The 19,695-nt window shown below is 61.3% G+C and carries 15 protein-coding genes; 9 read left to right on the top strand and 6 right to left on the bottom strand.

Annotated features, from left to right (window positions below; genetic code table 11):
• Window positions 1-37 precede the first annotated feature (37 nt).
• The 4 genes from AC2I9W_RS09870 to AC2I9W_RS09855 form a co-directional block, all read right to left on the bottom strand.
• Complete coding sequence (locus AC2I9W_RS09870) at window positions 38-1,138, bottom strand: branched-chain amino acid aminotransferase (protein WP_486409794.1); 1,101 nt, start codon at window positions 1,136-1,138, stop codon at window positions 38-40.
• A 217-nt stretch (window positions 1,139-1,355) separates the two neighbouring features.
• Window positions 1,356-2,018 carry an ABC transporter ATP-binding protein gene (locus AC2I9W_RS09865; RefSeq protein WP_486409793.1) on the bottom strand — a complete coding sequence of 221 codons (663 nt, stop codon included), beginning with the start codon at window positions 2,016-2,018 and terminating at the stop codon, window positions 1,356-1,358.
• A gap of 63 nt (window positions 2,019-2,081) precedes the next feature.
• Entirely contained in the window at window positions 2,082-3,734 is a 1,653-nt protein-coding gene (locus tag AC2I9W_RS09860; RefSeq protein WP_486409792.1) for an ABC transporter permease, read from the bottom strand.
• 231 nt (window positions 3,735-3,965) lie between these two features.
• A complete protein-coding gene (locus AC2I9W_RS09855) occupies window positions 3,966-4,994 on the bottom strand; it encodes an extracellular solute-binding protein (protein WP_486409791.1) in 1,029 nt (342 codons plus the stop codon).
• A gap of 281 nt (window positions 4,995-5,275) precedes the next feature.
• Between AC2I9W_RS09855 and AC2I9W_RS09850 the strand changes: the two genes are divergently transcribed.
• The 3 genes from AC2I9W_RS09850 (at window position 5,276) to AC2I9W_RS09840 (ending at window position 7,563) form a co-directional block, all read left to right on the top strand.
• Complete coding sequence (locus AC2I9W_RS09850) at window positions 5,276-5,953, top strand: histidine phosphatase family protein (protein WP_486409790.1); 678 nt, start codon at window positions 5,276-5,278, stop codon at window positions 5,951-5,953.
• Between the two features lie 61 nt (window positions 5,954-6,014).
• On the top strand, window positions 6,015-6,464 hold the full coding sequence (locus tag AC2I9W_RS09845; protein ID WP_486409789.1) for a hypothetical protein: 450 nt from the start codon (window positions 6,015-6,017) through the stop codon (window positions 6,462-6,464).
• 112 nt (window positions 6,465-6,576) lie between these two features.
• Complete coding sequence (locus AC2I9W_RS09840) at window positions 6,577-7,563, top strand: Bug family tripartite tricarboxylate transporter substrate binding protein (protein ID WP_486409788.1); 987 nt, start codon at window positions 6,577-6,579, stop codon at window positions 7,561-7,563.
• Between the two features lie 113 nt (window positions 7,564-7,676).
• On the opposite strand, the gene AC2I9W_RS09835 is transcribed toward AC2I9W_RS09840, so the two are convergent.
• Complete coding sequence (locus tag AC2I9W_RS09835; RefSeq protein ID WP_486409787.1) at window positions 7,677-8,543, bottom strand: creatininase family protein; 867 nt, start codon at window positions 8,541-8,543, stop codon at window positions 7,677-7,679.
• Between the two features lie 94 nt (window positions 8,544-8,637).
• Here AC2I9W_RS09835 and AC2I9W_RS09830 point away from each other — a divergent pair, with 94 nt between their 5' ends.
• From AC2I9W_RS09830 to AC2I9W_RS09820, 3 genes are all read left to right on the top strand, one after another.
• On the top strand, window positions 8,638-10,215 hold the full coding sequence (locus AC2I9W_RS09830; protein ID WP_486409786.1) for an MATE family efflux transporter: 1,578 nt from the start codon (window positions 8,638-8,640) through the stop codon (window positions 10,213-10,215).
• 100 nt (window positions 10,216-10,315) lie between these two features.
• On the top strand, window positions 10,316-12,601 hold the full coding sequence (locus tag AC2I9W_RS09825) for a protein-disulfide reductase DsbD family protein (protein WP_486409785.1): 2,286 nt from the start codon (window positions 10,316-10,318) through the stop codon (window positions 12,599-12,601).
• Window positions 12,602-12,747: 146 nt separating this feature from the next.
• Complete coding sequence (locus tag AC2I9W_RS09820; protein WP_486409784.1) at window positions 12,748-13,263, top strand: hypothetical protein; 516 nt, start codon at window positions 12,748-12,750, stop codon at window positions 13,261-13,263.
• 62 nt (window positions 13,264-13,325) lie between these two features.
• Here the strand turns inward: AC2I9W_RS09820 and AC2I9W_RS09815 are convergent, their stop codons facing one another.
• Window positions 13,326-14,192 (bottom strand): GNAT family N-acetyltransferase, encoded by an 867-nt coding sequence (locus AC2I9W_RS09815; RefSeq protein WP_486409783.1) that lies wholly within the window; start codon window positions 14,190-14,192, stop codon window positions 13,326-13,328.
• Between the two features lie 215 nt (window positions 14,193-14,407).
• On the opposite strand from AC2I9W_RS09815, the gene hemE reads away from it, so the two are divergent.
• The 3 genes from hemE (at window position 14,408) to AC2I9W_RS09800 (ending at window position 19,639) form a co-directional block, all read left to right on the top strand.
• Window positions 14,408-15,523, top strand: coding sequence for a uroporphyrinogen decarboxylase (gene hemE / locus AC2I9W_RS09810; RefSeq protein WP_486409782.1), 1,116 nt, complete (start codon window positions 14,408-14,410; stop codon window positions 15,521-15,523).
• A gap of 650 nt (window positions 15,524-16,173) precedes the next feature.
• Entirely contained in the window at window positions 16,174-18,339 is a 2,166-nt protein-coding gene (priA, locus tag AC2I9W_RS09805) for a replication restart helicase PriA (RefSeq protein WP_486409781.1), read from the top strand.
• Window positions 18,340-18,517: 178 nt separating this feature from the next.
• Window positions 18,518-19,639: a type II asparaginase gene (locus AC2I9W_RS09800; protein ID WP_486409780.1), complete on the top strand. Its 1,122-nt coding sequence runs from the start codon at window positions 18,518-18,520 to the stop codon at window positions 19,637-19,639.
• Window positions 19,640-19,695: the final 56 nt, after the last annotated feature.

Below are 19,695 nucleotides of genomic sequence, written 5' to 3'. Positions count from 1 at the left end.
TGGCGTTTTTAAAGCCTAAAGCTAATAAGCGACCGGATTAAGCGTCCAGACGTACCAGCCAACCGTGACGATCCGCAGCTCGGCCGTATTGGATGTCGGTCAGCTCCTTGCGCAGCGCAAGCGTGACTTCACCGGCAGGCGCGTTGATATCGCCCACGGAGAAATCCTTGCCCTTGAGCTGACCAATGGGGGTGATGACGGCAGCCGTTCCGCAGGCAAACACTTCGGTGATGTCGCCGCTGGCCACGCCTTGCTTCCACTCATCGGCAGACACCTTGCGCTCTTCCACGGTCATGCCGCGGTCACGTGCCAGTTGCAGGATCGAGTCGCGGGTGATGCCTTCCAGAATACTGCCGGACAGGGCGGGGGTGACCAGCTTGTTTTCCTTGCCGTAGACCAAGAAGACATTCATGCCACCCAGCTCTTCCAGGTACTTGCCTTCGGCGGGGTCCAGGAACAGCACTTGCGAGCAGCCGTTTTCATAGGCTTGCTCCTGGGGCAGCAGGGATGCTGCATAGTTGCCGCCGCACTTTGCAGCGCCGGTGCCGCCCTTGGCAGCGCGGGCAAAGTCGGTCGACAACCAGATCGCCACGGGCGCCACGCCCTTGGCAAAGTAAGGGCCTGCGGGGCTGGCGATCACGTAGTAGCTGGCCTTGTGCGCGCTGCGCACGCCCAGGAAGACTTCATCGCCAATGATGAAGGGGCGCAGGTACAGGCTGGCTTCTTCGCCGCCGGGCACCCAGTCCTTGTCCACGGCGATGATTTGCTTGAGCGATTCGACAAACAGCTCCACGGGCAGTTCGGGCAGGGCCAGGCGCTTGGCCGAGCGCTGCATACGCTGGGCATTGGCCGTGGGGCGGAAGGTCCAGATGGAGCCATCGGCGTGGCGGTAGGCCTTGATGCCTTCAAAAATCTCTTGACCGTAGTGCAGCACGGCAGCGGCGGGGTCCAGCGAAATGGGACCGTAGGGAATCACTTCGGCGTCATGCCAACCGGTTTCCTTTTCCCAGCGCACTGCCACCATGTGGTCGGTAAAGTGCAGGCCAAAGCCCGGCTTCTCCAGAATCTTGGCGCGCTCTTCGGCGCTGCGTGGGTGGCTTGAGGGAGTCAGCTTGAACTGGGTGGCAGAGGTGGACACGGGACGATTCCTTCCAGAAGGCATGAGGGCAATGCACCGGCACCTGCACGGCGCCATGGCAGTTTGTAAGGGTGCAGCACAGCGAAGCCGCGCGGCAAGGCCGACAGCGTAGCATGGCATTTTTGGGTTCTTTACAGAAACAAGCAGATACCGTCACAAGTGTGGCGAACTTGCTCCCAGTGAAGACCCGTGAAAACCTGCTTGGCAGAAGTGTTTGCTAACTTTTTGCAAACGGCGTCATGTGGCAGATCTGATCGGCCATGGTTTCGGCCTCCTGCGCGTTGTGCGTGACCAGAATGGCCGTTTGGCCAGCAGCACGCAGAATGTCGCGCACCTCGACCGTCAGGCGCTCACGCGTGGCAGCATCCAGATTGGAAAACGGCTCATCCAGCAGCAGCAGTGCCGGGGATGGAGCCAAGGCCCGCGCCAGCGCCACGCGCTGCTGCTGACCACCGGACAACTCATGCGGGAACTTGCTGCCTGAATCCGCCAGACCCACCACGGCCAGCAACTCCTGCACACGCCGGTCGCGCTCGGGCTTGCTGCTGCGGCGCAGGCCAAAGCCCACGTTCTGGGCCGCCGTCAGGTGCGGGAACAGGCCGTACTCCTGAAACATCATGCCCACATGGCGCTGCTCGGGCGGCAGATGCGTCCTAAGGCCGGACAACAGCCGCTCGCCCAGATGAATACTGCCAGCGCGCACGGGCTCAAAGCCCGCAATGGCGCGCAGCACCGAGGTTTTGCCGCAGCCCGAGGGGCCCAGCAGGCTGGCGATATGACCAGCAGGCACTTGCAGGTCAAAACCCTGCAACACGGTTTGCAGGCCCTGGGGAGTTTCGTAGCCCAGATGCAGCTGTGCAATGTTCAAAGAGGCAGTCATGCGATCACTTCATATTCAATAGCTGCTTGCGCAATACTAGAAAGCGTTTGAGGCCAATTTCATCTAATTTTTGTGACCCGCAAGCTGGGTGCGCGCCAGCAGCATGACGGGAATCAGGCCCGCCAACACAATGCACAGCGCAGCAATCGCACCTTCCTCGTAGGTGCCGCGCGCGGCTTCGGCATAGAGCCAGGTGGCCAGCGTATCGAAATCGGCCGGGCGCAGCAGCAGCGTCGCAGGCAGCTCTTTCATGGCATCGACAAACACCAGCATGGCGCTGGTGGCCATGGCCGGGCGCAGCAGCGGCAGATGCACACGGCGCAGCGTACCCAGGCGGCTTTCGCCCAGCAGGCGCGAAGCCTGCTCCAGCGTGGGTGGGATACGGGCCAGACCCGCCTCGATACCGCCCACGGGCATGACCAGAAAGCGAATCACGCAGGCCACGACCAGCACCACGCCTTGCCCCATCAGCGGCAAGCCCTGTGCGCCGAACAACTGAGCCAGCCCCGCATCCAGCGCCAGTGCAGGCGTCAGCAAGCCGATGGCCAGCACCGTGCCCGGCACGGCATAGCCCAGTGCCGCAATCTGCGCCTGCCAGCGCGAAGGCGCTTGCGTGCTGACGCTGGTGCGTGTGGCCCATGCCACGATCAAGCCTGCAGCCACGGCAATCACCGTCACCCCCAAGGCCAGCCCCAGAGTGTTGAGCAAGCTGGAGACCAGTCCTTCCGAAATCCCCGTGCCTTGCGCAAAGCGCTTGGCACTTTCCCAGCTCAGATAAGCCGCAGGTGCTGCAAAACCGACCAGCACGGGAACGCTGCAAAACAGCGTAGCCAGCCAGGCCGTGCGAACGGGCAGACGGTGCGGCTCAATCGCCCGCATGCGCTGGGCCGAACCAAAGCGCTGACGGCTTCGGCCCTGGCGCTCCAGCCAGACCAAGGCCACTACAGCCAGCAGCATGGAGCAGGCAATCTGCGCCGCGCCCGCCAGATCGGAGCGCGTAACCCAGGTGGTGTAGATCGACACGGTGAGCGTGTGCACGCCCAAGAATTCCGATGCACCGATGTCGTTGAGCGTCTCCAGCAGGGCCAGACTCAGGCCCACGACCAGCGCAGGCCGTGCCATGGGCAGGGCCACACGCCAGAACGCGCCCCAGCGCGTCTCGCCCAGCGAACGGGCGGCTTCCATCAGATGCGCGGGCTGGGTCATGAACATGGCCCGCGCCGTCATATACACATAGGGGTAGAGCGTGAAGCCCAGCATAAAAATCGCGCCCCCCATGGAGCGCAGATCCGGCAGGCGCCACTGACGCGGGCTGTCATAGCCCAGCAGCCAGCGCAGCGCACCCTGCACCGGACCGATGGGGTGCAGCAAATCCAGATAGGCAAAAGCCACAATGTAGGCCGGCATGGCCAGCGGCAGCAGCAGCGCCCAGTGCAGCCAGCGCCGCCCCGGAAAGTCATAAGCCGTGACCAGCCAGGCGCAGCCCGTCCCCACGATCAGCACCAGCAAGCCCACGCCCAGCAGCAGCAAGCCCGTATTGGCGGCCGCATCGGGCAGCACATAACGCACCAGATCCTGCCAGTGCGAAAAATCTGCCCCCAGCGCCAGCCAGGCCAGCGAAGCAATAGGTGCAAGCACCCCCAGCGCAATCAACCAGCTTGCGCCCTGCCACACCGGCCCGACGGGCCGCAGCCCTGAACGAAGAAAAGAAAACATCAACTGCGCACGAAAAACGGCTGCACCCAAAAAACCAAAAAGCTGCGGCCCATACAAAGGACGCAGCACTGAAAGAAGCACACCCAGCAAAAAGCCACCTGCAGGACGCAGCGCTTAAACAAGCAAGGCCCAAGAGAGGGACAGCAAGCAAGGGCCGCCCCGCAGCGAAGCTGTTGTCCCCCTCCGCAAAGCAGAGAGGGGGAAGCGGCAAAGCCGCTCAGGGGGCGTTACTTATTTATCAAATCCGACTTTATCGACCAACAAGCTGGCTTGCTTGCGGTGCTTGGCAATCTCGGTCAGCGGCAGCGGATCGATCTTGATTTCACCAATGTTCTGGGCCACCACGGGGTCCAGCGCCACGCCCTTGCGTACGGGGTGCTCATAGTTGGCCTGTGCGTACATATTCTGGGCCGGCTCGGAGACCAGGAACTCCAGCAGCTTCACGGCCTGCTCGCGGTTGGGCGCGTGCTTGGCGACAGAGGCGCCGCTGATATTCACGTGCGTGCCGCTCTTGGCATCGGCAAATGTGGGCTTGACGACCTTGATGGCATCGCCCCACTTGCGGGCGTCCGTGCCTTCCTTGGCCGCCTTCATGTGGCCCACGTAATAGGTGTTGGCCAGGCCCACATCGCAGATGCCGCCCAGAATGTCACGCGCCACATCGCGGTCGCCGCCCGTGGCCTTGCGTGCCAGATTGGCCTTGACACCCTTGAGCCACTGCTCGGTCTTGGCTTCGCCATCATGGGCAATCATGGCCGCAATCAGCGCCGTGTTGTAAGGGTGCTGACCGGCGCGGCTGCAGACCTTGCCCTTGAACTGGGGCTTGGCCAGATCTTCGTAGCGGAAGGCGCCGATCTTCATGTCCTTTTCGGCATACAGCACACGGGCACGCATGGACAGTGCAAACCACTGGTTGTCAGCCCCGCGCAGCTGGGCGGGAATGGCTGCCTCCAGAGCCGCAGACTTCACGGGCTGGGTCACGCCGCCATCGACCAGATCCAGCAGATTGCCGATATCCACCGTCATCAGCACGTCCGCCGGCGAGCGCTCGCCCTCGGCCTTGACGCGTTCCAGCAGACCATCCTTCACAAAAACCGTCTTCACGCCAATTTTGGTCTGGGCGGTAAAAGCCGACAGCAGAGGCTGAATCAGTGCGGGCTCACGTGTGGTGTAGAGCGTGATGTCCTCGGCATGGGCGGACAGTGCAGGGGCGCACAGGCTGGCAACGGCGGCCAGTGCAAACAGAGGGCGTCGAAACATGGATAGCTCCGGAAGGTTGATAGATACAAAAACGCCCCGCTTCAAGCCAGCAAGCCTTTGAACACGCAGGTGAAAAAAGGCCAGCCAAACTGTGCTGAAAGCGGAGCGTGTTTTATGTTTATGAGAATCGCTCGCATCCATCTTAACCGAGCAAGCGATGTCACCCACACCTCAAGCCTGATGGAAGCAACGGAAATGCGAATGAATCCACTGTCTCCCAAGCGCCAGCAGGTCGCAGGCATGACAGCATGGCCTGCGCACAAGGCCCAACATTGCGTTCCATGGGAAGCCTCTACCTTGTGCGCCACGGCCAGGCCTCGTTTGGCGCAGATGACTATGACCAGCTCAGCGAGCGCGGCAAGGCCCAAGCCATACGCTTGGGCGAATACTGGCGCGAGCGTGGCCTGCAGTTCGATGCCGTGTATGCGGGCACGCTGAAAAGACATCAGCAAACACTGGCCGGCATTCTGCAGGGGCTGGATTCCAGTGCCAGCCCCAAGACGCAAAACCGCCCCGGCCTCAACGAGTACGACAGCCAGGCCCTACTGCACGCCATTCACCCTGCCCCCTTGCCCAGGCCCGATACGCCCGAGCTCTACCGCGAACACTTTCGCCTGCTGTGCGACGCGCTCGCCCAGTGGATGGGAGGCACCATCAGCCCGGAAGGCATGCCGGACTGGAACGGTTTTTCAGAAGGCGTGCATCAGGTACTGGAAGAAGTGCGCCACCAACACAGCGGCCAGAATGTGCTGCTGGTCAGCAGCGGAGGCCCGATCTCCACGGCTGTGGGTCAGGTGCTGGGCACATCGCCCGAGGTGACGATTGCCCTCAATATGCGGCTGCGCAATATTGCCGTGACCGAGTTCAGCATCAGCCCCAAACGGCTGATGCTGCAGAGCTTCAACACCCTCAACCACCTGGACACCGTCGAATACAGAAACTGGATTACCAGCGCCTGAAGTTCAGCCCCAAACGGCCTCAAGCCCAGAGCGGTCAAGCGCAAGCTGCTACAAATCCTGAATGGAAACCCTCTCACTCACTCTCGGTGATACGGCGCTGATCCTGCAGATTGGCGCCCACCAGCACCTGCTGCCCACTGGTATTGCCACGCTAGTCAAGGCCTTTGGGCAACGCATGCCCACTGCTCTGACGCTGGAAAATGCCATTGCCGATGTGGAAGATGCCGTCATGCCCGCCGCCCAATGGCTACCTGCAGGAGCGGCCGCACTGCAAACGGCAGACCCCTTGCTGGTGCAAGTCATTCACAGCGCGACAGGTGATCCTCAGGCCGTGCAGGCGTCCCGCGAGGCCATCGAAAATCTGTTTGAGGCCTTGGCACACCAAGCCCAGCGACCGGGCCACACCGACCCACAACTTCCCCAAACGCCAGAATTTGCGGCGGCACTATTGATACTGCGTGAGGCCCTACATCATTGGGGCCTGCACTCGCTGCAAGCGAGCCATAACTAGCCCATAACCAGCCATTCCTTTGAGGCATAGCAGGCAGAACGCCTGGCTTCTGTCTGCAGCCATTTTTTGGCGGCACACTGTCTGCATAAAAATTTCAGACAGGAAGACAGACATGAAGCGCCGTAGTTTTACCCAATCCCTGATCAGCGCCGCAGCGGGGGCTGCCTTGCTGAGTGGCCTGGCCATATCCGCTCAGGCCCAGGGCCTGTCCAACCGCCCCATCCGCATCGTCGTACCCTTTGGCGCGGGTGGCGTTGCCGACGTCACAGCCCGCGTGGTGGCTCAGCAACTGTCCACCCAGTTGGGCCAGCCCGTGGTCATCGACAACAAGCCCAGTGCCGGCGGCATTGTGGCGGCCGATGCCGTGGCCAAGGCGGCACCCGACGGTCATACGCTGTTTCTGATGTCCAACGGCAGCGCCGTCACCGTGAATCTGTTCAAGCAGCTGCCCTTTGACATGGTCAAGGACCTGACGCCTATCTCCACCCTGGGCTACTTTGACATCGGCGTCATCACCGATGCCAAGTCGCCGTTCAAGAACCTGGGTGAGCTGATCAGCTATGCCAAGGCCAACCCCGGCAAGTTGAACCTGGGCAGCATCAACGTAGGCAGCACCCAGCACCTGGCGGCCGAGCTGTTCAAGACCACGGCCAGCATCGACGCCCAGATCATCCCCTTCAACGGCACGCCCGCCGTGGTAACCGCGCTGCGCGGCAAGCAGATCGATGCCGCGGTGGAAATTCTCACGCCCATCATGGGCCAGATCAATTCCAAGGCCGTGAACCTGCTGGCCGTCACGGGCGATAAGCGCTCGCCGCTGCTGCCCAGCGTACCCACGGCTCAGGAGTCTGGCGTCAAGGGCTTTGTGGCCTCATCCTGGAATGCACTGGCTGCGCCCTCCAAGACGCCTGCCCCCGTGATTGCACGCCTGAACCAGGAAATCAACGCCGCCGTCAACAACCCCGAAGTTGCCAAGAAGCTGCGCGAGCTCAATGTGCAGGCCCAGGCCAGCACACCCGAGCAGACGGCCCAGTTGCTGCAGTCCGAAATCAAGCGCTGGGGCGATGTGATCGTCCAGGCCAAAATTCCCAAGCAATAAGCACCCCACAGCCAAAGCTATTCTTTCAGTAGCTTATAGCGCCTGAATTTATTAGCTTTCAATGCAAAACAGCCTGCAAATGCAGGCTGTTCTTGCGCAATCAGCTACTAAATTCAAAGCGGCTGAGGCTTGTTCTCCACCGTGCTCAAAGGCAGGTCGTGAATCTCGCCCAGCAATGCCACCAGACCTTCTGCCGCTGACTGCACCACTTGGGCCCCGCGCTCGGCCGTGGCGGCAGCGGCGTTGCCTACAGCGCCTGCCGGGTTGTAGTCCTCGATAGCCCAGCCCAGCTTGGCGCTGCGGCCGTTGCCGATGAAGTGATATTTGCCCGCCCGCACTTCGGAGGTGGAGGCAAAGTTCTGCGCGCGCTCCATGTGTACGGTCTCGGGAGCCAGGTGCAGCATCATCGAGGTCTCGACCTCGCCGCCGTGAATGCCAAAGCGGTGCTCATGCGCACAGAACTGCTGATTGGCCGCATCGTCCACCAGCCCGAACCAGCTGGCGCTGTAGACCAGCAAACCATGCTGCATGCGCAGCTCGCGCGCCACGATGTCCATCACGCTGACCTGGCCGCCATGGCCGTTGAGCAGCAGCAGCTTTTGGATGCCGGCGCGCGCCACGCAGGCGCCCAGCTCCGTCCACAGCGCAATCAGCGTTGCGGGCTGCAGACTCAAGGTGCCGGCATAGTGGGTGTGCTCAACGGAAAAACCGATGTTCTGCGACGGCAGGAACAGCACTGGCAGATCGGCAGGCAGCTGTGGCAGTGCAGCGTTGATGACACCGTCAATCAGGCTGGCATCCACCGACAGCGGCAGGTGCGGCCCATGCTGCTCCACCGCGCCCACGGGCAGCACGGCCACGGTGGCGGCCGCCAGCCCGTTGCCCTGCGCGCTTGCGAAGTCATGGGCCGATGCCTGCGCCCAGAAACGAGAAGGCCAGCGTGCAGAAGAAAAAGACGGGGTAGTGCTCATACCCTGCATCGTAGCGGGGCCAGCGCCGCCCGGCCACGTCCTGCCTGAGCTTTGGCTTGCCGTCCGTCATCGCTGACAGGCCGACATGCCCCACAATGGCCCGATGCCTGACGCCTCCACCAACGCTACGCCACAGACTGTGCACTCTGCCAAAAAGCCCCAGACCCGAGATCTGACCCAGGGGCCGATTGCCAGCACCTTGCTGGTCTTTGCGCTGCCCATACTGGCAGGCAACGTGCTGCAGTCGCTCAACGGCTCGGTCAATGCCATCTGGGTGGGCGGACACCTGGGCGAGGCGGCACTCACCGCCACGGCCAATGCCAACAATGTGATGTTTGCGCTGATCGGTGCCGTCTTCGGCATCAGCATGGCCACCAACATCCTGATCGCCCAGAGCATGGGGGCCAAGAATATCGCTCAGGCCAAGCGCGTGCTTGGCACCAGCGCTACGTTCTTCAGCGTGGTTTCGCTACTCATCGCCTTGCTGGGCTGGCCGCTGTCGCGCCACCTTATGCAGTGCATGAGTACGCCCGAAGCGGCACTGCCTCTGGCCGAGGCTTATCTCAAGATCATCTTTCTGGCCATTCCTTTGCTATTCATGTTCAGCTTTGTGACGGCCGCGCTGCGCGGCGCGGGAGATACCAAGACACCCTTCTGGTTCCTGCTCGTTGTCGTCGCCCTGGACATGGTGCTGAACCCGCTGCTGATCTTTGGCTGGGGGCCCATTTCGGCCATGGGCATTCAAGGCTCTGCCATGGCCACGCTGATTGCCAACGGCGTGAGCTTTTTTGCCCTGCTGACATGGCTGCGCCTGCGTCGCCATCCGCTGTGGATAGGAAAGCGCCAGCTAGGCCTGTTCAAGCCGGATTGGACGATTGTGCGCACCCTGGTCGTCAAGGGCCTGCCCATGGGAGTGCAGATCGTGATGATCTCGCTGGCCATGATTGCCATGATCTCCATGGTCAACGAGCACGGCGTGCAGACGGCATCCGCCTATAGCGCCGCCCTGCAGCTGTGGACCTATGTGCAAATGCCTGCCATGGCCATTGGCGCGGCCTGCTCGTCCATGGCGGCGCAGAACGTGGGCGCGGGCCTGTGGAAGCGGGTCAGCGCCACGGCCACTGCAGGCATGCTGGGCAATATCTTGCTGACCGGCAGCCTGATCGCTCTTATCGTGCTGCTGGATCGCCATGTGCTGGGCTGGTTTCTGCCCACAGGCAGCCCCTCGCTGGAAATCGCCCGCCACCTCAACCACATCGCCATAGGCTCATTTCTGTTCTTTGGCGTGACCTTTGTGCTGGCCGGCGTGGTGCGCTCCACAGGGGCCGTCATGGCCCCCGTCATTATTTTGGCTATCGCCATGTGGGGCATACGTGTACCGGTGGCACGCTGGCTGCAGCCCGTGCTGGGTGTCGATGCCATCTGGTGGAGCTTTCCCATCAGCTCGGTGTGCTCCATGTTGATGACACTGGCCTACTACCGCTGGGGCAACTGGCGCAAAGCCCAGATGCAGGCAGGAAAGTCCGCGCCCCTCACCAGCGCCCGTGCACAGGACCCCGCCAATGTCGATGCCTTGCTGGACAGTGCCAGCCGCTGCGAGCGCATTGCCATGCCCGCCGAAGTCGGCGGCCAGCCGCCCAGCCCTGTCGCCAATCAGGCCATGGCTGTGGATAAGCCCTGAGCGTCTTGCGGCACTGCCGCACTCATAAAGACTTAATCAGTGCTCACCATACTGCCCCGGTTCAGGAACCAAAATGCCGGCCCAGGCTCTTACCACCGTCATGCTGTCTGCTCTTTCTTCTCGCCGCTCTCGCCCTTCCTTGCTTGCATTTTGGCTGCTCGCTTGCTTATTGATAGCAGCAAGTGCTTGGCATACAAGCACCAGAGCCCAAATCAATCTCAAGCTATCCAAGCCTGGTTCTGCCGCCGTCGTACAGACGCCGCACGCACGTGCCGAGCTGGTTGCTCAGGCACCCGACGGCATTGCGGCCGGACAAAGCTTCTGGCTTGGCCTGAAGCTCGCCCATGAGCCCGAGTGGCATACCTACTGGAAGAACGCGGGCGACTCCGGCTTGCCTACCGAGCTCCAATGGCAGCTGCCGCCGGGCCTGAGCGCCGGCAGCATTGACTGGCCCGCTCCCCATGCGCTGCGCGTGGGGCCACTGCTCAACTACGGCTATGAAAACACCGTACTGCTGCCGGTGCCCGTCAAGGTTGACAAGGATTTTCAGGCCCCAGCCTCCGGCATGGTGGATGTACGCCTGTCTGCCACCTGGCTGATCTGCCGCGTGGAGTGCATTCCTGAAAGCGGCGAGTTCACGCTGCAGATTCCAGTGGGCGGAACGACTGCAGCCCACAGCAGTGACTTCCTCAAGGCGCAGGCCCAGCAGCCTCTGGCCCTGGCCAGCAAAGGGGTTGCAAGTGTTCAGCCTGCAACCGATAGCTCGGCCAAAGTTGCAGACGATCGTCTCACCCTGCGTGTCACCGACCTGCCGAAGTCCATTCAGGGCAAGACGCTGGAGTTCTATCCCGAAGATGCAGAGACCTTCAGGCATGCAGCCGAATCCGGCAAGGAATGGCAGCAGCGCTGGGAGGGCGATGTCTGGGTCGCCGAGGGCCTGCCACTTTCCGACATGCGCGGCGAGACACCGCAGCAGCTGGCTGTCGTGCTGACATTGGCAGAACCACAAAGAAGCGCAGCCTTTGACAAGGGCGAGCCCATGGCCTGGCGCAGCGTTCTGGCAGTGCAAGGGCAATGGAAGCCTGCCGAGCTGGCCAGTGTCTCCCCTGCATTGGCTGCGGCACTGGAAGCCAACAAGAGTGCAGGCAGCACGACACAGCCAGCGCCAGCGGGCAGCAACTCCGGCCTGCTGGCAGCCCTGCTGGGCGGTCTGATCGGCGGGCTGATCCTCAACCTCATGCCCTGTGTCTTCCCGGTACTGGCCATCAAGGTGCTGGGCTTTGCCGGCCATGGCCAAAACCGTCGCGAGCAAAAGCTGGGCGGCCTGGCCTATACCGCTGGCGTCATCCTCTCATTCATGGCTCTGGGCGCTTTGCTGCTGGGGCTGCGCGCCGCAGGTCAGCAACTGGGCTGGGGCTTTCAGCTGCAGTCGCCTGTTGTGGTTTCTCTGCTGGCAGCACTGTTTACCGTACTGGGCCTCAATCTGGCAGGTCTGTTCGAGTTCGGCAGCATCGTGCCCAGCCGCATCGCCAGCATGCAGGCACGCAGCCCGGTGCTGGACTCTTTCCTGTCCGGCGTTCTGGCGGTCGCCATCGCCTCGCCCTGCACAGCCCCGTTCATGGGGGCATCTCTGGGCTTTGCCATCGACATGCCAGCCGCTCAGGCATTGACCGTGTTTGCCGCTCTGGGCGTGGGCATGGCCCTGCCTTATCTGCTGGCCAGCTTTGTACCTGCCATCGTGGCCTGGCTGCCCCGCCCCGGTGCCTGGATGCAAACCTTCCGCCACGCCATGGCCTTTCCCATGTTTGCCACCGTGATCTGGCTGGTCTGGGTGCTGGGCCATCAAGGCGGCATGGACTCCGCAGCAGCTCTGCTGGCCTTGCTGCTGATGCTGGCCACGCTGATCTGGGCCACTACTCTGCAAGGCAAGACCCGCATGATGGTCTGCGCCATTGCAGCGCTACTGACCGCCGGCGTCGCGTATTACGCCTTGCCGCTGATCAATGCCGAGCCATTGGAAACCTCTCAGGCACAAACGCAGTCGGGCGAGCTATGGCAGCCCTGGTCGGCAGACAAGGTTCAAGCTGCGCAGGCTGCAGGACAGCCCGTGTTTGTGGACTTCACAGCCGCCTGGTGCGTGACCTGCCAGGTCAACAAGCGCACCACGCTCAGCAACGCCGAGGTTCTGGCCGCTTTTTCTCAGCACCAGGTGCAATTGCTGCGCGCCGACTGGACGCGCCAGGACCCTGCCATCACCCAGGCTTTACAGTCTCTGGGCCGCAGTGGCGTCCCTGTCTATGTGCTGTATGCACCAGGCCGCGCTCCGCTTGTCATGAGCGAATTGCTCTCCAGGGCTGAAGTTCTCGATGCACTGAAGATGCTGTAGGCTAAGCATCCACTGACATCTACCCTATGGTCTTGATGTGAGAGACGGCCTAGACTGGACCTGCCCACAAGCCGGGAAAGCCGCAGCACTGCTGCACATCGCAGCATGAAGACTGCGGCCCACCTGAACCGCACAGGAGGTCCGCCATGCATGCCAACCATAGCCACATACCTTCTCACAGGAAGCTCTGTCTTCTGCGCGCACTGGCAATGGCCAGTCTTGCCATTGCGGGCATGTCCTTGCCCTTTGCCTGGGATGTTTTGGCCAGCATCGACAGCATGCCCAAAATGGGCTGGCTACAACAGGCGCTGGCCCAGGTTCCGCCTCTGAGCTGGATCATGATGTTTGTCTGGGGCGGCGCAATTCCTCTGGTACTGCTGCTGAGCCTGCAACAAGAGCGCCCACACAAGCTGCGCACGGCAATCGCCATGCTGGTGCTGATGTTGATCGCTGTCACCTGGTATGCCCATATGCCACTCAGCAGCCAGTGCGCGGCCATGTACCCGGCGGCCAGCTTTTCCTGCTCGGCCCTGGAGTGGGGTTACAGCCTGAGCCTGGTGCTATCACTTGCCGCCTATGCCTTTTTGATTATGGGGCTGAGCATCACCGCCCTGGGCCTGCTGGCCGAGGGTCTGGAGGACGAGCACGGTCATGCCGCCTGAGCCTCCGCTCAGCAATACACACTTCAAGCCCGTGGCACCAAGCCTCGGGCTTTTTTGTGGGCTCAGACCCTGCCGCGACTAAACAGGCGGCGATAGCGTGAAGGCAAATCCTGCATTCGCATCATGATGGGCAGGTCGGCCGTATTGAAGTCGCTGTCCCAGGCCGGTGCACCCAGCACTTTGGCGCCTGCGCGCAGATAGCCTTGAATGAGCGCAGGCGGCTCGACATTTAGTGCATCTGCCGAGACATTGCTGATATGCGCCAACTCCTCTGGCAAGGCGACGCGGGGATTCACCTGCAGCTCAGGTTCGGCCAAATGGCTTTGGCGCAGCTGCTGCCAGATGCGCGCCGGGCCTTCCCCATGTGCCAGACCCGGGTACTGCATGGGAATGCTGGCGCAGCCCACCATGGCTTCCAGTTGATTACGCTGCATAAATTCGGCCAAAGCAGCCCAGAGCGCCAGAATCACGCCTCCCTGACGATGTTCGGCATGTACACAGCTGCGCCCCAACTCCACCATCTTCCCTCGCCATGCACAGATGGGGGAGAGATCGAACTCCTGGTCACTGTACAAACCGCCCGCACGTTGGGCTTGAGCAGGTGTCAACAGACGGTAAGTGCCTATCACCTTGTTCTGCGCTTCGTCACAAACCATCAGGTGCTCACAGAAGTCATCGAAAGCATCGATGTCGTGGCCTGCTACCGGCGTCTGTAAAACAGCGCCCATTTCCTCCGCAAAGACCTGATAGCGCAGGCGCTGCGCCTGCCGCACTTCATCCAGGTGACGCGCCCAGCGCACCTGCAGGCGTAAAGCGGGCGCTGCAGCATGCATAGTGCTGGTGGAATGCAAGGAAAGCGAGGGGGCCGATGATGATGTTGCCGCAATGCTCTGACCATTCAGCGCATCAAGAATCTCGGGATGCCTCATGTCTGCTTTCCTCTCGATGTTGGACGCAGTTGGCGGCCTGCCTGTGCCACACGGTGTGTCTGCGTGCCGTTATTGTGGAAAACGCAAATGAAACTTGCGCGACAGTTGGATGACGCTTGCGTGACAGCGCGTAAAAAACCGTTAAGCCCCAGAGGTGTGGATGACAGCTCGGGAATGTAATGAATAGAAAAGCCAGAGTGGGCGACAATCGAGCTATGAGTTTCGCCCCCCTGACCAATGACACCTTCCTGCGCGCATGCCGTCGCCAGGCTACTGACTACACGCCCCTGTGGCTGATGCGCCAGGCGGGACGTTACCTGCCTGAGTACAAAGCGACCCGCGCCAAGGCTGGCAGCTTCATGGGCCTGGCCACGAATGTGGACTACGCCACCGAAGTCACGCTGCAGCCACTGGAGCGCTTCCCGCTCGACGCCGCCATCCTGTTCAGCGACATCCTCACCGTGCCCGATGCCATGGGTCTGGGCCTGACCTTTGCCGAAGGCGAAGGTCCACGCTTTGCCAAGGTGGTGCGTGATGAGGCCGCCGTGGCCGAACTGGCCGTGCCCGATATGGACAAGCTGCGCTATGTCTTCGATGCCGTCACCAGCATCCGCAAGGCGCTCAATGGCCGTGTGCCGCTGATCGGCTTCTCAGGCAGCCCTTGGACCCTAGCCTGCTATATGACCGAAGGCAAGGGCAGCGACGACTACCGTACCGTCAAGTCGCTGATGTACTCGCGCCCCGACCTGATGCACCGCATTTTGGAAGTCAACGCCGACAGCGTCGCCCAGTATCTGAATGCCCAGATCGACGCTGGCGCCCAGGCCGTGATGATTTTTGACAGCTGGGGCGGCGTGCTCGCCGACGGTGCGTTCCAGGAATTCAGCCTGCAGTACACCAAGCGCGTGCTGGCCCAGCTCAAGCGCACTGGCGTGGATGGCACCGATGTGCCCCGTCTGGTCTTTACCAAGGGCGGCGGCATCTGGCTGCAAGATATGAAGGACATCGACTGCGAAGTGCTGGGTCTGGACTGGACTGCCAACCTGGGCAAGGCCCGCGCCATCGTCGGCGGTGAAGTCGGCGGCCCCGGCAAGGCGCTGCAGGGCAATATCGATCCCAATGTACTGTTTGCACTGCCAGAGCAGATCGCCGCACAAGCGCGCGCCGTGCTGGACAGCTTCGGCAAGCCGCACACCGACAAGACCACCACTGGCCCTACCCACATCTTCAACCTGGGCCATGGCATCAGCCAGTTCACTCCGCCCGAGCATGTGGCAGCCTTGGTGGAGACAGTCCACAGTCACTCTCGCCTGCTGCGTACTCAGGGCTGATCAAGCCTGTGACAACAGCCTGCAATGGCTGTCGTCATAGAGCAAACCCTGCTTATTACCCAAACAGAGACAATGGTTATTGCACGACACTCCTCGTGCAATAACCCAAAAGAACTCTCACAAGTCATTGATTTCAAATAATTAAACTCTCATTCCTGAGAATTTCAGCGCCAACCATGCTTGGCGCTTTTTTATTTTTTCTCTTCTCAGGCCTGCAAGACTCCGAAGTTATCCACATATGGATACCCAAAGTAATTGCCGTAGCTGATGACTGCTTGCATTAGTGCTACTTTTTTAAGAACTTAAAGACTTTGCACCGTCATTTGCATGCATTTAGGTTTAGGGGCTTCTCGGTTGACAGTGCCTCAGCACCTGATTTATGCACAGATACGGCAAAGCAGACCTACGACCTCTCCCGGCTTTCAGAATTCTTTAAAACCTTCAAGATCAAAACTCAAACCATTGATTTTTATATTGTTTTTCTAAACCCAAGAAGATAAAGCAAAGCTTCACCGCTCATCTCCAGACTCAACCGTCAGGTTCAGGCATATTTTTTCTCACAAAGTTATCCACAGAGCGCAAAGCCTTTGCAGGCATCAAAATCTGCTATAGCTCTGGAGAACTGCCACTTTTCCTTTCGCTTTCCATCCATGCCCCACCTCGTTCACGTTGCCGTACACACACCTGCTCACAGTGCCGTAGGCGATCTGTTGAGCTATGGCAGCGAGAGCGCGCTGGAGCCCGGCACACTGGTGCGCGTGCCTCTAGGAAAAAGGGAGCTGCTGGGCGTTGTCTGGGATACGCCTGCATCCCCAGATGCCATACCCGAAGGGGTGCAACTGCGCAACATTGCCACTTTGTTAGAGGACATAGCACCACTGGATCAGCCATGGCGAAAGCTGGTTGCCTTTGCTGCCCACTACTACCAACGCAGCATCGGTGAAATCGCCATCACCGCACTCCCGCCTCAGCTGCGCGATATGACGCCCGAGCAACTGGCTCGGCGGCTGGCTCCTCCCAAAGCCACCCAATCCAGGAGCAAGAAAAAAGCCAAGGCAGAAGAGCTGACGAATGACACGCAAACTGCCGTAGCCCTCCCGCCAGCAGCGCCCGAAACGCCTTTATCAGTAGCGCTTAGCGCAGAGCAGGCCTCGGTTTTCGAGCAAATCGAGCAAAACCCCGGCCCATTTCTGCTCTATGGCAGTACTGGCAGCGGCAAGACCGAGGTCTATCTGCGCGCCGTGCAGGCCGTGCTGGATGCCAACCCCGAGGCACAGGCGCTGGTGATGGTGCCCGAGATCAACCTCACGCCGCAGTTGGAAGAGCGCTTTGTCGCCCGTTTTGTACCGCAGTTTGGCAAGGATGCCGTTGTCAGCATGCACAGCGGCATGACCAACCCGCAGCGCCTTAAAAGCTGGCTGGCCGCCCACACCGGCCGCGCCCGCATCGTGCTGGGCACACGCATGGCCATTTTTGCCAGCCTGCCGCAACTGGCTCTGATCGTGGTTGATGAGGAGCACGACGCCAGCTACAAGCAGCAGGAAGGCGCACGCTACTCCGCCCGCGATCTGGCCATCTGGCGCGGGCGCGATAGCGGTGCCAAGGTGATTCTGGGCAGCGCCACACCATCGCTGGAGAGCTGGCATGCATCGGATCCCGAAGTCGGCCGCTATCTGCGCCTGCATATGCCCAGCCGCATAGGCTCTGCATCGCTGCCCAAAGTACGGCTGGTGGACATGACCCAGCAGCCCAAGCGTGCCGTCTTTTCGCCACCGCTGATCGAAGCAATTACCGAGCGCGTGCTGCGCGGCGAACAAAGCCTGATTCTGCTCAACCGCCGCGGCTTTGCGCCCGTGCTGTTCTGCGCAGACTGCAACTGGAAAAGCGACTGCCCGCACTGCAGCGCCCACCAGGTCTTTCACAAGGGCGACCGCACCCTGCGCTGCCACCATTGCGGTTTTACCCAGCGCGTGCCTTTTGCCTGCCCCAGTTGCAGCAACCCCGACATCCTGCCGCTGGGCAAGGGCACGGAGCAGCTCCAGGAAGAGCTGGAGCGACTGCTGCGCAATGTGCAGCGCCCCGACGGCAACCCGACCCGCGTGGCACGCATCGATGCGGACACCACCAAGGCCAAAGGCAGTCTGGAGGAGCAACTGGCCCAGGTGCACGCCGGTGATGTGGACGTGCTGGTCGGCACCCAGATGGTGGCCAAGGGTCATGATTTCCGCCGCATCACCCTGGTGGCTGCCGTGCAGCCCGACAGCGCGCTGTACTCCAGCGACTACCGCGCGCCGGAGCGGCTGTTCTGCCTGTTGATGCAGGCCGCAGGCCGCGCCGGGCGCGATGCGCAATATGTCAAGTCACAAGGCAGCCACCCTGAGATGTGGATTCAAACCCACGATCCGGAAAACGCTGTCTACACCACGCTGCGCAAGCATGACTACCCGGCCTTTGCCAAGCAGCAGCTCAAGGAGCGGCTGGACGCAGGCATGCCGCCCTATGCCTTCCAAGCCATCGTCCGGGCTGATGCGCGCACGCAGGAGGCCGCCCAGGCTTTTCTGACCGCTGCCACCCAGGTCGCCCGCGATGCGAAGCTGCCCTATCTGGACGAAGTCTTTCTCTACCCCCCCATCCCCATGGCGGTGCAACGCGTGGCCAATGTGGAGCGCGCCCAGATGCTGCTCGAAGCCACCAACCGCAGCGCACTGCTGCGCTTTCTGAGCGCCTGGCAGCAATACCTGCACTGGCTGCGCAGCCTGCCAGAACACAGGCCGTTGGTGCGCTGGTTGGTGGATGTAGACCCTTTGAGTATTTGATGTTTTTAGCCTATAACGCTTGATACACAAGCGCTTTCAGCTATCAATTTAAAAAAGGCAGCGTCGCTTTCCCGCATCCATCGGGATTTGCGCGAATGGGCAGCCCGGCATGGCTATTGCATGGTGTGAACCCCGGCTCCACAAGAGACCGGTTTCTTTCATATCGGAGCACTACTTCATGCAAAAAAAAGCTTTCCGCCAGACTCTGCTGGCTGCCACGATTGCCGTTCTGGGGGTTCTGTCCGCACCCGGCGCAGCGCTGGCCCAAGACGCATCACCGGCAGCGGCGCAATCGACCAAGACACAGGCGGCAAAGTCCAATGTGGTGGTACTTGCCACGGGCGGAACCATTGCAGGCGCCGGAGCATCCACCGTCAACAGCGCCACTTACACCGCAGCCAAAGTGCCTGTGGACAAGCTGCTGGCAGGCCTGCCGGAACTGGCCCAGATTGCCAATGTGCGCGGCGAGCAAGTCTTTCAGATCGCCTCCGAAAGCTTTACAAACGACAACCTGCTGACCCTGGCCAAACGCGTCTCGCAACTGGCCAAGCAGCCCGATGTGGATGGCATCGTCATCACCCACGGCACGGACACGCTGGCCGAGACTGCCTACTTTCTGAGCCTGACCGTGCACACCGACAAACCTATTGCGGTTGTCGGCAGCATGCGCCCTGGTACGGCCCTGTCCGCCGATGGTGCACTGAATCTGCTCAACGCCGTCAGCGTCGCTGGCTCCAAGGACGCCAAAGGCAAGGGTGTCTTTGTCACCATGAATGACGAGATCAACACCGCCCGCGATGTGAACAAGGACATCAACATCCAGACCAGCGCCTTCAAGAGCCAGTGGGGCCCGCTGGGTATGGTGGTTGAGGGTAAGAACTACTGGTTCCGCGCGCCCGTCAAGCGCCACACCATGAACTCAGAGTTCAATATCGACAACATCGACAAGCTACCCCAGGTGGACATCGTCTATGCCTACGGCAGCGTTCAGCCCACGGCGGTGAACGCACTGGTTGATGCGGGCGCCAAGGCCATCGTCCACGCCGGCACCGGTAATGGCTCGGTGGCCGACCGCATGGTCAAGCCGCTGCAGGATGCGCGCGGCAAAGGCGTACTCATCGTGCGCTCGGCCCGTGTGCCCTACGGCTTTGTACTGCGCAATGCCGAGCAGCCCGATGACAAGTACGACTGGGTCGTGGCCCACGACATGCGCCCCGAAAAAGCCCGGCTGCTGACCATGCTAGCTCTGACCAAGGGTGCGAGCACGGCCGAGCTGCAGCGGATGTTCTGGGAGTATTGATCAACCATCCCCCGAGACGCTGGCGCGCCTTCCCCCTCTCTCGTTTCGCGGAGGGG

The organism is Comamonas sp. FUJ_7 (assembly GCF_057369555.1).
Note: the sequence above shows the minus strand (reverse complement) of the source record. Positions and strands in the feature narration are given on the sequence as shown.

Coding starts and splice junctions, on each gene's coding strand:
- AC2I9W_RS09835 (WP_486409787.1), bottom strand. CDS start 8,543: ATGCAGGGTATGAGCACTACCCCGTCTTTTTCTTCTGCACGCTGGCCT.
- AC2I9W_RS09825 (WP_486409785.1), top strand. CDS start 10,316: ATGCTGTCTGCTCTTTCTTCTCGCCGCTCTCGCCCTTCCTTGCTTGCA.
- AC2I9W_RS09815 (WP_486409783.1), bottom strand. CDS start 14,192: ATGAGGCATCCCGAGATTCTTGATGCGCTGAATGGTCAGAGCATTGCG.
- hemE (WP_486409782.1), top strand. CDS start 14,408: ATGAGTTTCGCCCCCCTGACCAATGACACCTTCCTGCGCGCATGCCGT.
- AC2I9W_RS09855 (WP_486409791.1), bottom strand. CDS start 4,994: ATGTTTCGACGCCCTCTGTTTGCACTGGCCGCCGTTGCCAGCCTGTGC.
- AC2I9W_RS09865 (WP_486409793.1), bottom strand. CDS start 2,018: ATGACTGCCTCTTTGAACATTGCACAGCTGCATCTGGGCTACGAAACT.
- priA (WP_486409781.1), top strand. CDS start 16,174: ATGCCCCACCTCGTTCACGTTGCCGTACACACACCTGCTCACAGTGCC.
- AC2I9W_RS09820 (WP_486409784.1), top strand. CDS start 12,748: ATGCATGCCAACCATAGCCACATACCTTCTCACAGGAAGCTCTGTCTT.
- AC2I9W_RS09830 (WP_486409786.1), top strand. CDS start 8,638: ATGCCTGACGCCTCCACCAACGCTACGCCACAGACTGTGCACTCTGCC.
- AC2I9W_RS09840 (WP_486409788.1), top strand. CDS start 6,577: ATGAAGCGCCGTAGTTTTACCCAATCCCTGATCAGCGCCGCAGCGGGG.
- AC2I9W_RS09850 (WP_486409790.1), top strand. CDS start 5,276: ATGGGAAGCCTCTACCTTGTGCGCCACGGCCAGGCCTCGTTTGGCGCA.
- AC2I9W_RS09860 (WP_486409792.1), bottom strand. CDS start 3,734: ATGTTTTCTTTTCTTCGTTCAGGGCTGCGGCCCGTCGGGCCGGTGTGG.
- AC2I9W_RS09800 (WP_486409780.1), top strand. CDS start 18,518: ATGCAAAAAAAAGCTTTCCGCCAGACTCTGCTGGCTGCCACGATTGCC.
- AC2I9W_RS09845 (WP_486409789.1), top strand. CDS start 6,015: ATGGAAACCCTCTCACTCACTCTCGGTGATACGGCGCTGATCCTGCAG.